The sequence below is a fragment of the Pseudomonas sp. FYR_2 genome (assembly GCF_043106425.1).
Classification (GTDB): Bacteria; Pseudomonadota; Gammaproteobacteria; order Pseudomonadales; family Pseudomonadaceae; genus Aquipseudomonas; species Aquipseudomonas monteilii.
In genome coordinates this window covers 17,493-30,963 of sequence record NZ_JBICMM010000019.1, presented here as the reverse complement: position 1 = coordinate 30,963, position 13,471 = coordinate 17,493, and the positions used below count along the sequence as shown (strand labels likewise).

General features: G+C 63.8%; 13 protein-coding genes. 11 read left to right on the top strand and 2 right to left on the bottom strand.

Annotated elements, in window-relative coordinates:
- Nucleotides 1-92: 92 nt before the first annotated feature.
- The 4 genes from ACF8R4_RS09520 to ACF8R4_RS09505 all read left to right on the top strand — a co-directional run bounded on the left by ACF8R4_RS09520 (nt 93) and on the right by ACF8R4_RS09505 (nt 3,200).
- A complete protein-coding gene (locus ACF8R4_RS09520; RefSeq protein WP_060497331.1) occupies nt 93-440 on the top strand; it encodes an ArsC family reductase in 348 nt (115 codons plus the stop codon).
- Nucleotides 441-471: 31 nt separating this feature from the next.
- On the top strand, nt 472-1,506 hold the full coding sequence (gene dapD, locus ACF8R4_RS09515) for a 2,3,4,5-tetrahydropyridine-2,6-dicarboxylate N-succinyltransferase (RefSeq protein WP_164524973.1): 1,035 nt from the start codon (nt 472-474) through the stop codon (nt 1,504-1,506).
- Between the two features lie 81 nt (nt 1,507-1,587).
- Nucleotides 1,588-2,793, top strand: coding sequence for a cysteine desulfurase (locus ACF8R4_RS09510; RefSeq protein WP_060497333.1), 1,206 nt, complete (start codon nt 1,588-1,590; stop codon nt 2,791-2,793).
- Nucleotides 2,790-3,200, top strand: coding sequence for a SufE family protein (locus ACF8R4_RS09505; RefSeq protein ID WP_060497334.1), 411 nt, complete (start codon nt 2,790-2,792; stop codon nt 3,198-3,200). The genes ACF8R4_RS09510 and ACF8R4_RS09505 overlap by 4 nt, the downstream gene beginning before the upstream one ends.
- Before the next feature lie 49 nt (nt 3,201-3,249).
- On the opposite strand, the gene tcdA is transcribed toward ACF8R4_RS09505, so the two are convergent.
- Nucleotides 3,250-4,059, bottom strand: coding sequence for a tRNA cyclic N6-threonylcarbamoyladenosine(37) synthase TcdA (gene tcdA, locus ACF8R4_RS09500; RefSeq protein ID WP_164524974.1), 810 nt, complete (start codon nt 4,057-4,059; stop codon nt 3,250-3,252).
- Nucleotides 4,060-4,178: 119 nt separating this feature from the next.
- Here tcdA and ACF8R4_RS09495 point away from each other — a divergent pair, with 119 nt between their 5' ends.
- From ACF8R4_RS09495 to ACF8R4_RS09480, 4 genes are all read left to right on the top strand, one after another.
- Nucleotides 4,179-6,770 (top strand): glycosyltransferase, encoded by a 2,592-nt coding sequence (locus tag ACF8R4_RS09495; protein ID WP_392492304.1) that lies wholly within the window; start codon nt 4,179-4,181, stop codon nt 6,768-6,770.
- A 97-nt stretch (nt 6,771-6,867) separates the two neighbouring features.
- Entirely contained in the window at nt 6,868-8,019 is a 1,152-nt protein-coding gene (gene dapE / locus ACF8R4_RS09490) for a succinyl-diaminopimelate desuccinylase (RefSeq protein ID WP_060497337.1), read from the top strand.
- On the top strand, nt 8,019-8,831 hold the full coding sequence (locus tag ACF8R4_RS09485; RefSeq protein ID WP_060497338.1) for a putative RNA methyltransferase: 813 nt from the start codon (nt 8,019-8,021) through the stop codon (nt 8,829-8,831). The genes dapE and ACF8R4_RS09485 overlap by 1 nt, the downstream gene beginning before the upstream one ends.
- Nucleotides 8,832-8,848: 17 nt before the next feature.
- On the top strand, nt 8,849-9,226 hold the full coding sequence (locus ACF8R4_RS09480) for a hypothetical protein (protein WP_016712948.1): 378 nt from the start codon (nt 8,849-8,851) through the stop codon (nt 9,224-9,226).
- Nucleotides 9,227-9,302: 76 nt separating this feature from the next.
- Here the strand turns inward: ACF8R4_RS09480 and ACF8R4_RS09475 are convergent, their stop codons facing one another.
- Complete coding sequence (locus ACF8R4_RS09475) at nt 9,303-9,512, bottom strand: cold-shock protein (protein ID WP_003252255.1); 210 nt, start codon at nt 9,510-9,512, stop codon at nt 9,303-9,305.
- Nucleotides 9,513-9,744: 232 nt separating this feature from the next.
- Here ACF8R4_RS09475 and plsB point away from each other — a divergent pair, with 232 nt between their 5' ends.
- The 3 genes from plsB to ACF8R4_RS09460 all read left to right on the top strand — a co-directional run bounded on the left by plsB (nt 9,745) and on the right by ACF8R4_RS09460 (nt 13,426).
- Nucleotides 9,745-12,231, top strand: coding sequence for a glycerol-3-phosphate 1-O-acyltransferase PlsB (gene plsB / locus ACF8R4_RS09470; RefSeq protein WP_392492301.1), 2,487 nt, complete (start codon nt 9,745-9,747; stop codon nt 12,229-12,231).
- Nucleotides 12,232-12,307: 76 nt separating this feature from the next.
- Nucleotides 12,308-12,706: a YbaY family lipoprotein gene (locus ACF8R4_RS09465; protein ID WP_060497340.1), complete on the top strand. Its 399-nt coding sequence runs from the start codon at nt 12,308-12,310 to the stop codon at nt 12,704-12,706.
- A gap of 33 nt (nt 12,707-12,739) precedes the next feature.
- Nucleotides 12,740-13,426, top strand: coding sequence for a DUF4197 domain-containing protein (locus tag ACF8R4_RS09460; RefSeq protein WP_060497341.1), 687 nt, complete (start codon nt 12,740-12,742; stop codon nt 13,424-13,426).
- The last annotated feature ends 45 nt before the right edge of the window (nt 13,427-13,471 follow it).

Below are 13,471 nucleotides of genomic sequence, written 5' to 3'. Positions count from 1 at the left end.
CCGTGGCGCTCACAGGTTCGTTCCCGCATAATCCCGCGACTGACATTCGGAAAACGGAGAGATTGGGGCAACCTGTGACCCCAATGCACACAATGACCTACACGCTCTACGGCATCAAAGCCTGTGACACCATGAAAAAGGCGCGTACCTGGCTCGAAGACAAGGCCATCGCCTACGAATTCCACGACTACAAGACCCAAGGCATCGACCGTGACAGCCTGAACCGCTGGTGCGACGAACACGGCTGGGAAGTCATCCTCAACCGTGCTGGCACCACCTTCCGCAAGCTGGACGACATCAGCAAGGCCGACCTCGACCAGGCCAAGGCCGTCGAGCTGATGCTGGCCCAGCCGTCGATGATCAAACGCCCGGTGCTGGACCTTGGCGCGCGTACCCTGGTCGGTTTCAAGCCCGACCTGTACGCCGCTGCCCTGGCCTGAGCCCCTCCCCTATTTCGCACGAGGTAATCACATGTCCAATACCCTGTTCAGCCTGGCCTTCGGTGTCGGCTCCCAGAACCGCCAGGGCGCCTGGCTTGAAGTGTTCTACGCACAACCCCTGCTCAACCCGAGCGTCGAACTGGTCGCTGCTGTAGCCCCGGTGCTGGGCTATGAAGGTGGCAACCAGGCCATCGCTTTCAGCAACGCCCAGGCCGCGCAACTGGCCGAAGCCCTGAAAGGCGTTGACGCGGCCCAGGCCGCCCTGCTGACCCGCCTGGCCGAGAGCCACAAGCCGCTGGTCGCCACCCTGCTGGCCGAAGACGCTGCCCTGACCTCCACCCCAGAGGCCTACCTGAAGCTGCACCTGCTGTCGCACCGCCTGGTCAAGCCGCACGGTGTGAGCCTGGCCGGTATCTTCCCGCTGCTGCCGAACGTGGCCTGGACCAACCAGGGCGCGGTCGATCTGGCCGAACTGGCCGAGCTGCAACTGGAAGCGCGCCTGAAGGGCGAGCTGCTGGAAGTGTTCTCGGTGGACAAGTTCCCGAAAATGACCGACTACGTGGTCCCTGCCGGCGTGCGTATCGCCGACACCGCCCGTGTGCGCCTAGGCGCCTACATCGGCGAAGGCACCACCATCATGCACGAAGGCTTCGTCAACTTTAACGCTGGCACCGAAGGCCCTGGCATGATCGAAGGCCGCGTGTCCGCTGGCGTATTCGTTGGCAAGGGCTCGGACCTGGGCGGCGGTTGCTCGACCATGGGCACCCTGTCCGGTGGCGGCAACATCGTCATCAAGGTGGGTGAAGGCTGCCTGATCGGCGCCAACGCCGGTATCGGCATTCCGCTGGGCGACCGCAACACCGTCGAAGCCGGCCTGTACATCACCGCGGGCACCAAGGTGAACCTGCTGGACGAGAACAACGAGCTGGTCAAAGTGGTCAAGGCCCGCGACCTGGCTGGCCAGACCGACCTGCTGTTCCGCCGCAACTCGCTGAACGGCGCCGTGGAGTGCAAGACCCACAAGTCGGCCATCGAGCTGAACGAAGCGCTGCACGCCCACAACTGAGAACCTTCCCGGGTTTGAGGTGTTAAGATCGGGTCTGGCGCCACCGCGCCAGACCCGATTTTCATTCCAGGCCCCGTGAACATGTTCCAGCCCTCCCCCTGGCGTGCCGACTTCCCCGCCATCGCCGCCCTGCAACGGCAGCACCAGACCTACCTGGACAGTGCCGCCACCACCCAGAAGCCGCAAGCCCTGCTTGACGCCCTGAGCCATTATTACGGCCATGGCGCGGCCAACGTGCACCGTGCCCAGCACTTGCCCGGCGCACTGGCAACCCAGGCGTTCGAGACCAGCCGCGACAAGGTCGCCGCCTGGCTGAATGCCGCGGACTCCCGGCAGATCGTGTTCACCCACGGCGCCACCTCGGCGCTGAACCTTCTGGCCTACGGCCTGGAACATCGCTTCGAAGCCGGTGACGAAATCGCCGTCAGCGCGCTGGAGCACCATGCCAACCTGCTGCCCTGGCAACAGCTGGCGCGTCGGCGCAACCTGCGCCTTGTGGTGCTGCCGCTGGATACCCAAGGCCGCATCGACCTGGAGCAGGCGCTGCAACTGATCGGCCCCCGCACCCGGGTGCTGGCGGTCAGCCAGCTGTCCAACGTGCTGGGCACCTGGCAGCCACTGCCGGCGCTACTGGCCCATGCCCGCGCCCAGGGCACACTGACCGTGGTCGACGGTGCCCAGGGGGTGGTGCATGGTCGCCATGATGTGCAGCACCTGGGTTGCGACTTCTATGTGTTCTCCAGCCACAAACTGTATGGCCCGGACGGGGTTGGCGTGCTGTATGGCCGCCCTCAGGCACTGGAACTGTTGCGCCACTGGCAGTTCGGGGGCGAGATGGTGCAACTGGCCGAGTACCAGAGCGCCAGCTTCCGCCCGGCCCCGCTGGGCTTCGAGGCGGGTACGCCGCCAATCGCCGGGGTGATTGGTCTGGGCGCAACCCTGGACTATCTGGCCAGCCTCGACGCCCAGGCGCTCGAAGCCCACGAAACCAGCCTGCACCAGCACCTGCTCCGTGGGCTGGCCGACCGCGAGGGCGTGCGGGTGCTCGGTGCGCCACAAGCGGCCTTGGCCAGCTTCGTCATCGAGGGGGTGCACAATGCCGATATCGCCCACCTGCTCACCGAGCAAGGCATTGCCGTACGAGCCGGGCACCATTGCGCCATGCCACTACTGAAAGGCTTGGGCCTTGAAGGCGCAATTCGAGTGTCGCTGGGCGTGTACAACGACAGCGATGACCTTCAGCGCTTCTTCGCTGCGCTGGATCAGTGCCTGGAGCTGCTGCGATGAGCATGCCGGAGCAAGCACGTCAGGCGCTGGAGGCTTTTGAACAGGGCAAGGGTTGGGAACAGCGGGCGCGGCTGCTGATGCAGTGGGGAGAGCGGCTGGAACCGCTGGATGATGCCGAGAAGACCGACGCCAACCGGGTGCATGGCTGCGAAAGCCTGGTTTGGCTGGTGGCCGAGCACGTTGACGGGCTTTGGCGGTTCAAGGCCAGTAGCGATGCGCGCTTATTACGCGGCTTGCTGGCGTTGTTGCTGGTGCGAGTGCAAGGCTTGCCCAGTGAAGAGCTGGTTGGGCTCGACTTGCGCGATTGGTTCACCCAGCTGGGGTTGGAGCGTCAGCTGTCGCCATCGCGCAGTAATGGGCTGCATGCAGTGCTGCAGCGGATGGCGGAGTTGGCGTCCAACCGCTAAATCGGCGCTGGCTTCTTCGCGGGCTCGCCCGCGAAGAAGCCCACGCAATTTATTCAGCTTTGACCCGCTCCGAAGGCCGCCGCGCACCGGCCACCAGCTTCTCGATCGCCTTGCTCGCCGCCACCATGCCAAAGGTCGCGGTCACCATCATCACCGCACCAAAGCCACCCGAGCAGTCCAGCCGCACCCCCTCACCCACGAAACTCTTCTGCAGACAAACGCTGCCATCGCCCTTGGGGTAGCGCAGCTGTTCGCTGGAGAACACGCATGGCACGCCATAGTTGCGGCTGACATTGCGCGAGAAGTTGTAATCGCGACGCAAGGTGGAACGCACCCGCGAAGCCAGCGGGTCGTTGAAGGTCTTGTTCAGGTCGGCAATCTGGATTTGCGTGGGGTCGATCTGCCCACCGGCACCCCCGGTGGTGACGATGGCGATCTTGCGCCGACGGCACCAGGCGATCAGCGCCGCCTTGGCCATGACGCTGTCGATGCAGTCGATCACGCAGTCGAGGTTTTCGGTAATGTACTCAACCATGGTCTCGCGGGTAACGAAGTCGGCCACCGCATGCACCGTGCATGCCGGGTTGATCGCCCGCAGGCGCTCGGCCATGACCTCGACCTTGGGCCGCCCCACCTGGCCTTCCAGGGCATGGGCCTGGCGGTTGGTGTTGCTGACGCACACATCGTCCAGGTCGAACAGGGTGATTTCCCCTACGCCGCTGCGGGCCAGCGCTTCAGCCACCCACGAGCCTACCCCGCCAATCCCGACCACAGCCACGTGGGCCTGGCCCAGGCGCTGCAGCCCTTGGTCGCCGTATAACCGGGCAACGCCGGCGAAGCGTGGATCTTCTGTGCTCATCTTCATACCCCAAAAAACCGGCGCGCATTATATGCCAGCCGGCCCATCGCCTGCATCGTTAGGAAAGACACTGCCAACCCTGCTTTAATGTCCTATCACTTCGACACAAATGGACGACAATGTCTTCACGTAAATTTGGCCTGAACCTGGTCGTGGTCCTGGCCATCGCCGCGTTGTTCACCGGGTTCTGGGCGCTGATCAACCGCCCGGTTTCCGCCCCCGCCTGGCCAGAGCAGATCTCTGGCTTTTCGTATTCGCCGTTCCGCCTGGGTGAAAGCCCGCAAAAAGGCCAGTACCCCACGGACGACGAGATGCGCCAGGACCTGGAGCAGTTGAGCAAACTGACCGACAGCATCCGCATCTACACCGTGGAGGGCACCCAGGCCGACATCCCGCGCCTGGCCGAGGAGTTCGGCCTGCGGGTAACGCTGGGCATCTGGATCAGCCCGGACCTGGAACGCAACGAGCGCGAAATCGCCACCGCCATCCAGTTGGCCAACACCTCTCGCAGTGTGGTGCGGGTCGTGGTCGGCAACGAGGCGCTGTTCCGTGAAGAGGTTACCCCGGAAAACCTCATCAAGTACCTGGACCGGGTGCGTGCAGCGGTGAAGGTGCCCGTGACCACCAGTGAGCAATGGCACATCTGGAAGGAAAACCCGGAAATTGCCAAGCACGTCGACCTGATTGCTGCGCACATCCTGCCCTACTGGGAGTTCGTGCCAATGAAGGATTCGGTCGAGTTCGTGCTCGACCGTGCCCGTGAACTGCGGCACCAGTTCCCGCGTAAACCCCTGCTGCTGTCAGAGGTCGGCTGGCCGAGCAACGGCCGCATGCGCGGAGGTGCCGATGCCACCCAGGCCGACCAGGCCATCTACCTGCGAACGCTGGTCAACACCCTCAACCGCCGTGGCTACAACTACTTCGTCATCGAAGCCTATGACCAGCCGTGGAAGGCCAGCGATGAAGGCTCGGTAGGGGCCTACTGGGGCGTGTACAACGCCGAGCGCCAGCAAAAGTTCAACTTCGACGGCCCGGTGGTGGCGATCCCGCAGTGGCGTGCTTTGGCCGTGGCGTCGGTCGTGCTGGCCATGATCGCCCTGATGGTGCTGTTCATCGACGGCTCGGCCCTGCGTCAGCGCGGCCGCACCTTCCTCACCTTCATCACCTTCCTGTGCGGGTCGGTGCTGGTGTGGATCGCCTACGACTACAGCCAGCAATACAGCACCTGGTTCAGCCTGACCGTGGGCGTGCTGCTGGCCCTTGGCGCGCTGGGCGTGTTCATTGTGCTGCTGACCGAAGCCCACGAACTGGCCGAGGCGGTATGGATACACAAGCGCCGCCGCGAATTCCTGCCGGTGCAGGCCGACAGCGCTTACCGGCCCAAGGTGTCGGTGCATGTGCCGTGCTACAACGAGCCACCCGAGATGGTCAAGCAGACCCTCGATGCCCTGGCCGCACTGGACTACCCCGACTACGAAGTGCTGGTGATCGACAACAACACCAAGGACCCAGCCGTATGGGAGCCGCTGAAGGCCCACTGCGAGAAGCTCGGCGAGCGCTTCAAGTTCTTCCACGTCGCGCCCCTGGCCGGTTTCAAGGGTGGCGCGCTGAACTACCTGATCCCGCACACCGCCAAGGACGCCGAAGTGATCGCGGTGATCGACTCGGACTACTGCGTCGACCGCAACTGGCTCAAGCACATGGTGCCGCACTTCGCCGACTCGAAAATTGCCGTGGTGCAGTCGCCGCAGGACTACCGCGACCAGCACGAAAGCGCGTTCAAGAAGCTGTGCTACAGCGAGTACAAGGGCTTTTTCCACATTGGCATGGTCACCCGCAACGACCGTGACGCGATCATCCAGCACGGCACCATGACCATGACCCGGCGCACGGTGCTAGAAGAGCTGGGCTGGGCCGAATGGTGCATCTGCGAAGACGCCGAACTGGGCCTGCGTGTGTTCGAAAAAGGCCTGTCGGCGGCCTACGCCCACAACAGCTACGGCAAGGGCCTGATGCCTGACACCTTCATCGACTTCAAGAAGCAACGCTTCCGCTGGGCCTATGGCGCCATCCAGATCATCAAGCACCACGCCAGCGCCCTGCTGCGCGGCAAGGACAGCGAGCTGACCCGGGGCCAGCGTTATCACTTCCTGGCCGGCTGGTTGCCATGGATCGCCGATGGCATGAACATCTTCTTCACCATCGGCGCGCTGCTGTGGTCGGCGGCGATGATCATCGTCCCGCACCGCGTGGACCCGCCGCTGATGATCTTCGCCATCCCGCCGCTGGCGCTGTTTTTCTTCAAGGTGGGCAAGATCATCTTCCTGTATCGCCGTGCAGTAGGCGTGAACTTGAAAGACGCCTTCGCCGCAGCGCTGGCTGGCCTGGCGCTGTCGCACACCATCGCCAAGGCGGTGCTGTACGGGTTCTTCACCAGCAGCATGCCGTTCTTCCGCACACCGAAGAATGCCGACAGCCATGGGTTGCTGGTGGCGCTTTCCGAAGCGCGCGAAGAGCTGTTCATCATGTTGCTGCTGTGGGGCGCGGCGCTGGGCATCTACCTGGTGCAGGGGCTGCCGAGTTCGGACATGCGCTTCTGGGTGGCGATGCTGCTGGTACAGTCATTGCCGTATGTCGCGGCGTTGGTGATGGCCTTGCTGTCTTCGCTGCCCAAGCCGGTGGAAAAGGCTGCGGAACCGCAACAAGCTTGAGACTAGTGGGGCCGCAAAGCGGCCCCACTGGACTGTCTGTTTGATATAAGATAACGCCCCTCAGATTTCCCCGCCTTGCCTTGCCCCGGAGTCCCCCATGACGGCCCCTGCCGAGCTCTCGCCTACCCTTCAACTGGCCTGCGACCTGATCCGTCGCCCCTCGGTCACCCCCGTCGACGCCGATTGCCAGGCGCAGATGATGAACCGTCTAGGCGCTGTGGGCTTCCAGCTGGAGCCGATGCGCATTGAAGACGTCGACAATTTCTGGGCCACCCACGGCACCCAGGAGGGCCCGGTGCTGTGCTTTGCCGGCCACACCGACGTGGTGCCGACCGGCCCGGTGCAGCAATGGCAGCATGAACCGTTCGAAGCGCTGATCGACGCCGACGGCATGCTCTGCGGCCGTGGCGCTGCCGACATGAAGGGCAGCCTGGCCTGCATGGTGATCGCCAGCGAGCGCTTCGTGCACGACTACCCGAACCACCGTGGCAAGGTCGCCTTCCTGATCACCAGCGACGAGGAAGGCCCGGCTCACCACGGCACCAAGGCGGTGGTCGAACGCCTGAAAGCGCGCAACGAACGCCTGGACTGGTGCATCGTCGGCGAACCCTCCAGCACCACCCTGCTGGGTGACGTGGTCAAGAACGGCCGTCGCGGTTCGCTGGGTGCCAAACTGACCGTGCGCGGCAAGCAAGGCCACGTGGCCTACCCGCACCTGGCACGCAACCCGATCCACCTGGCCGCCCCGGCCCTGGCGGAGCTGGCAGCCGAGCACTGGGACGAAGGCAACGCGTTCTTCCCGCCGACCAGCTTCCAGATCTCCAACCTCAATTCCGGCACCGGCGCCACCAACGTGGTCCCGGGCGAGCTGACTGCACTGTTCAACTTCCGCTTCTCTACCGAGTCCACCGTCGAAGGCCTGCAGGCGCGCGTCTCGGCGATTCTCGACAAGCATGAACTGGACTGGTCGATCGACTGGGCGCTGTCTGGCCTGCCATTCCTCACCGAACCGGGCGAACTGCTGGACGCTGTGGCGGCCAGCATCAAGGGCGTCACCGGCCGCGACACCCAGCCGTCCACCAGCGGCGGTACCTCCGATGGCCGCTTCATCGCCACCATGGGTACGCAGGTGGTCGAGCTGGGCCCGGTCAACGCCACCATTCACCAGGTGGACGAGCGGATTCTGGCCAGCGACCTCGACCTGCTGACCGAAATCTACTACCAGACCCTGGTCCGGTTGCTCGCCTGATGCTCGCCTGTCCCCTTTGCCAGGCGCCGCTGAGCCGGCTCGACAACGGTGTGGTGTGCCCGGCCGGCCACCACTTCGACCGCGCCCGCCAGGGTTACCTGAACCTGCTGCCGGTACAGCACAAGAACAGCCGCGACCCGGGTGACAACCAGGCCATGGTCGAGGCCCGTCGCGACTTCCTCGATGCCGGGCACTATGCCCCGGTGGCCAGTCGCCTGGCCGAGCTTGCCGCCGAGCGCCAGCCCGGCGCCTGGCTGGACATCGGCTGCGGCGAGGGTTACTACACCGCGCAGATCGCCCAGGCCCTGCCGGCCGCCGACGGTTACGCGCTGGACATTTCCCGCGAGGCGGTCAAGCGTGCCTGCCGTCGTGCACCGGAAGTCACCTGGATGGTCGCCAGCATGGCCCGCGTGCCCCTGGCCGACGCCAGTTGCCAGTTCATCGCCAGTGTATTCAGCCCACTGGACTGGGCCGAGGCCAAGCGCCTGCTCAGCCCCGGCGGCGGCCTGATGCGGGTCGGCCCTACCAGCGGCCACCTGATGGAACTGCGCGAAGTGCTCTACGATGAAGTACGCCCTTACGCCGACGACAAACACCTGGTCCTGGTCCCCGACGGGATGGCCCATGCCCACAGCGAAACCCTTGAGTTCCGCCTGAGCCTGGCCGAACCCAAGGCCCGCGCCGACCTGCTGGCCATGACCCCGCACGGCTGGCGCGCCAGCGCCGAAAAACGCGCGCGGGTCATCGACCAGGCCGAGCCGTTCGAGGTTACGGTTTCCATGCGTTATGACTATTTCGTGCGCCAAGACTGAGCACACCCGGAGCCCTTATGCGCCAACCTGATATCGAGATCTACCTGAAGGACGCCGACGTCGACCACAAGCAGATTGCCGAGTGGCTCGCCCAGGCAATCGGCCCGTGCAGCGAATGGAAGCAGAAAGGTCATACCTTCAAATGCCAGGCCGGTAACATTCCGGTCACCTGGTTACCCAAGGCTGTAGGGAAATGGAACAGCCTGTACCTGGAAAGCGACCAGACGCCATGGGCGGATGATGTCGCCTGTGCCCGCGCCGCCTTCGCCGCACTGGGTGTGGAAGTGCGCTGTGCGCCGGGTGGCTGGGTGGAGGAAGACGGGGAAGAAGATGCCGACCGCTGGGTCCGCATCAGCGCCGACGGTGAAGAGGAAATCACCTGGCGTACTTCTTGAGCAGCAAGCTACAAGAGGGATCGCATCAGGCTGCAAGTACACGGTCACTTGCAGCTTGAGGCTTACAGCTTGAGGCTCAGAGCCCTACTACGTCTTCGGCTTGCAGGCCTTTCTGGCCCTGCACGCAGGCGTATTCCACGCGCTGCCCTTCGACCAGGGTACGATGCCCCTCACCGCGGATCGCCCGATAGTGGACGAATACATCCGCTCCACCTTCGCGCTGAATGAAGCCATAACCCTTGGCATCGTTGAACCACTTTACATTCCCAGTCTCACGAGACGACATCTGAACTACTCCGGATTTTTATTGTGAAGATCGCCTTGTAGGCATGAGCTCACGGCCCCGTGCCAACGCCGCTTGCCGAAATATCCTGCAAGTGGCAGGCCGAGTATATGACACAGAACAAAAAAAATTGATGACGGTCCCGCAGTTGGCCGATTTTTGCTGAACTTACGCCGATACGGCAGACTAATTAGCTGGATACTCACCTGAACATCACACCCAGGGCACACACCCCATGACCCGTTCCCCCCTGCACCGCCTGATCTTCGGCGGCCTGCGTCGCCTGTTGTACCTGTGGGTGCGCTCCGAGACCATCAACCAGTCGTCCATGTCCCTCAACCTCGACCGCAGTCGGCCGGTGTTCTATGCGCTGCCGTCGCCCGCGCTCACCGACCTGGCCGTGCTCGACCACGAATGCACCAAAGCGGGGCTGCCGCGCCCGGTATTGCCGGTAGCCGTGGGCCCACTGCAGGAGCCGGCCGGGTTCTTCTACCTCACCCCCGACCCGGACTGGCTGGGCCGCCAGGACAAACGCGGCGCGCCACCAACGCTTGAGCGCCTGGTCGCTGCCGTCACCCAGCATGCCGAGGAAGATGCGCAGATCATTCCCGTCAGTGTGTTCTGGGGCCAGACCCCGGCCAGTGAATCCAGCCCGTGGAAGCTGCTGTTCGCCGACAGCTGGGCGGTTACCGGGCGCCTGCGCCGGCTGCTGACCGTATTGATTCTGGGGCGCAAGACCCGGGTGCAGTTCTCCGCGCCTATCCACCTGCGCGAACTGGTGCAGCACAACAAGGGGCACGAGCGCACCGTGCGCATGGCCCAACGCCTGATGCGCGTGCATTTTCGCAACCTCAAGACGGCGGTCATCGGCCCGGACATCTCGCACCGGCGCAACCTGGTCAAAGGCCTGGTGCACGCACCGCAGGTGCGCCAGGCCATCGTCGACGAGGCGCAGCGCGAAAACCTGCCACTGGCCAAGGCCGAAGCCCAGGCGCTGCGCTACGGCAACGAGATCGCCTCGGACTACACCTACACCGCCATCCGCTTCCTTGAAGTGGTGCTGAGCTGGTTCTGGAACAAGATCTACGACGGCATCAAGGTCAACCACATCGAGCACGTGCAGGGCATCGCCCCCGGCCACGAAGTGATCTACGTGCCGTGCCACCGCAGCCACATCGACTACCTGCTGCTGTCATACCTGCTGTTCCGCAACGGCCTCACCCCGCCGCACGTGGCCGCGGGCATCAACCTCAACATGCCGGTAGTGGGCAACCTGCTGCGCCGTGGCGGTGCGTTCTTCATGCGCCGCACGTTCAAGGGCAACCCGCTGTACACCGCCGTGTTCAACGAGTACCTGCACACCCTGTACACCAAGGGTTTCCCGGTCGAGTACTTTGTTGAAGGCGGTCGCTCGCGCACCGGGCGCATGCTGCAACCACGTACCGGGATGCTGGCCATTAGCCTACGCAGTTTCCTGCGCTCGTCGCGCACGCCGATCGTATTCGTGCCGGTGTACATCGGCTACGAGCGCGTACTCGAAGGCCGCACCTACCTGGGCGAACTGCGCGGCGCCAGCAAGAAGAAGGAGTCGGTGTTCGACATTTTCAAGGTGTTTGGCGCGCTCAAGCAGCGCTTTGGCCAGGTTTACGTCAACTTCGGCGAGCCGATCCGCCTGGCCGGCTTCCTCGACGAACAACAGCCCGGCTGGCGTGAGCAAGACCATGGCCCGCAGTACCGCCCGGAATGGCTCAACGCTGCCACCACCCGCCTGGGTGAAACCGTGGCCCGTCATCTGAACGAGGCGGCTGCCATCAACCCGGTCAACCTGGTGGCCCTGGCGCTGCTGTCCACCAGCCGCATGGCCCTGGACGAACGTGCCCTGACCCGCGTACTGGACCTGTACCTGGCGCTGCTGCGCCAAGTGCCTTACTCGCCCCATACCACCCTGCCCGACGGCGACGGCCAGGCACTGATCGAACATGTGCGCAGCATGAACCTGGTGGCCGAACAGAAGGACGCCCTGGGCCGCATCCTGTACCTGGATGAAGGCAATGCGGTCCTGATGACCTACTACCGCAACAACGTGCTGCACATCTTCGCCCTGCCGGCGCTGCTGGCCAGCTTCTTCCTCAGCAGCTCGCGCATGAGCCGCGAATTGCTGGGCCAGTATGTACAGGCGCTGTACCCGTACCTGCAGGCCGAACTGTTCTTGCGCTGGACGCCAGAGCAGCTGGAGGAAGTGATCGACCAGTGGCTGGCCGCGCTGGTGGAGCAAGGCCTGCTGCGTCTGGACGGCGAGGTGTATGTACGCCCGGCGCCCAGCTCGCGGCAGTTCGTGTTGCTGACCCTGCTCGCCCGCACCATCACCCAGACCCTGCAGCGCTTCTACATGGCCACTTCGCTGCTGCTCAACAACGGGCAGAACAGCCTCAGCGCCGAGGCGCTGGAGGACCTGTGCGTGATGATGGCCCAACGCCTGTCGATCCTGCATGGCCTGAATGCACCGGAGTTCTTCGACAAAACGCTGTTCCGCCACTTCATCCAGACCCTGCTTGAGCAAGGCGTGCTGCATGCCGACGCTCAAGGCAAGCTGGGTTACCACGACAAGCTCGGCGAACTGGCCGAGGGCGTGGCCAAGCGTGTGCTGTCTGCGGAGCTACGCCTGTCGATCCGCCAAGTGGCCCTGCACCGTGACGATGGCCTGGAAACTTCGACCCTCTAACGCTTTATCTGCCGGGAAAATCCGCTAAAGTCCCTGGGGTTGGCCACAAGCCAACGCCAAGGACACCGGAGACTCCATGAAAAAACTCTTTATGCTGTGTTGCGCATCACTGCTCGCAGCCTGTTCCAGCCAAACCCCATCCACCCAGGCCAGCCTGGACGGTGAAGTCTTCTACCTGCAACGTATTGCCCTGCCACCTGCCGCTACCCTAAGCGTGGAACTGCAGGATGTTTCGCTGATGGACGCCCCTGCCGTGACCCTGGCCCGCCAGGCCGGCCCGGTCAAAGGCAACGTGCCGCTGCCGTTCCACCTCACCTACGACCCTGCGCAAGTCAAGCCCGGCCACCGCTACTCGGTGAGTGCGCGCATCGAGCTGGATGGCAAACTGCTGTTTATCAGTACCGAGCACCATGGTGTGACGCTCGACGGCAGCGACCCGAAATCTGTACGCATCAAGGTCGACCCGGTTCGCTGATACCCGCCTCTATCTGTTTACAAGGAAAGCTTCATGATCCGCACCTCCCTGCGTTTCACCACCCTGTGCGCCGGCCTGCTGCTGTCGGCCAGTGCCCTGGCCCTGTCGCTGGGTGACCTGACCCAGAAAGACGCCACCGGCGGCCTGAAAGATGCCCTGACCCAAGGCGCGCAACTGGCCGTCAAGCAACTGAGCACCCCGGGCGGTTTCAGCAACAACCCGGACGTGCGCATCGAATTGCCGGGCAACCTGGGCAAAGCCGCCAAGGCAATGAAAATGTTCGGCAAAGGTGAACAGGTCGAAGCCCTGGAAACCAGCATGAACAAGGCCGCCGAAGCTGCCGTGCCGCAGGCCCAGGCAATTCTGGTGGATGCTGTGAAGAACATGAGCGTGACCGATGCCAAAGGCATCCTCAGCGGCGGTGACGACTCGGCCACCCAGTACCTGAACAAGAGCAGCCGCGAGCAGATCCGCGCCAAGTTCCTGCCGATTGTGAAGCAAGCTACCGACAAGGTTGGCGTGGCGCAGCAGTACAATGCCTTTGCCGCACAGGCCAAAGGCCTTGGGCTGGTCAAAGATGACGCCAACATCGAGAACTACGTGACCGAGAAGGCGCTGGATGGCCTGTTCGAGATGATCGGCAAGCAGGAGCAGAGCATTCGCCAGAACCCGGCCCAGGCAGCTACCAGCCTGGCCAAGAAGGTATTCGGCGCCCTGTGATAGCCCCGGGGGCTGCTTTGCAGCCCTCTCGCGACGCAAGGCCGC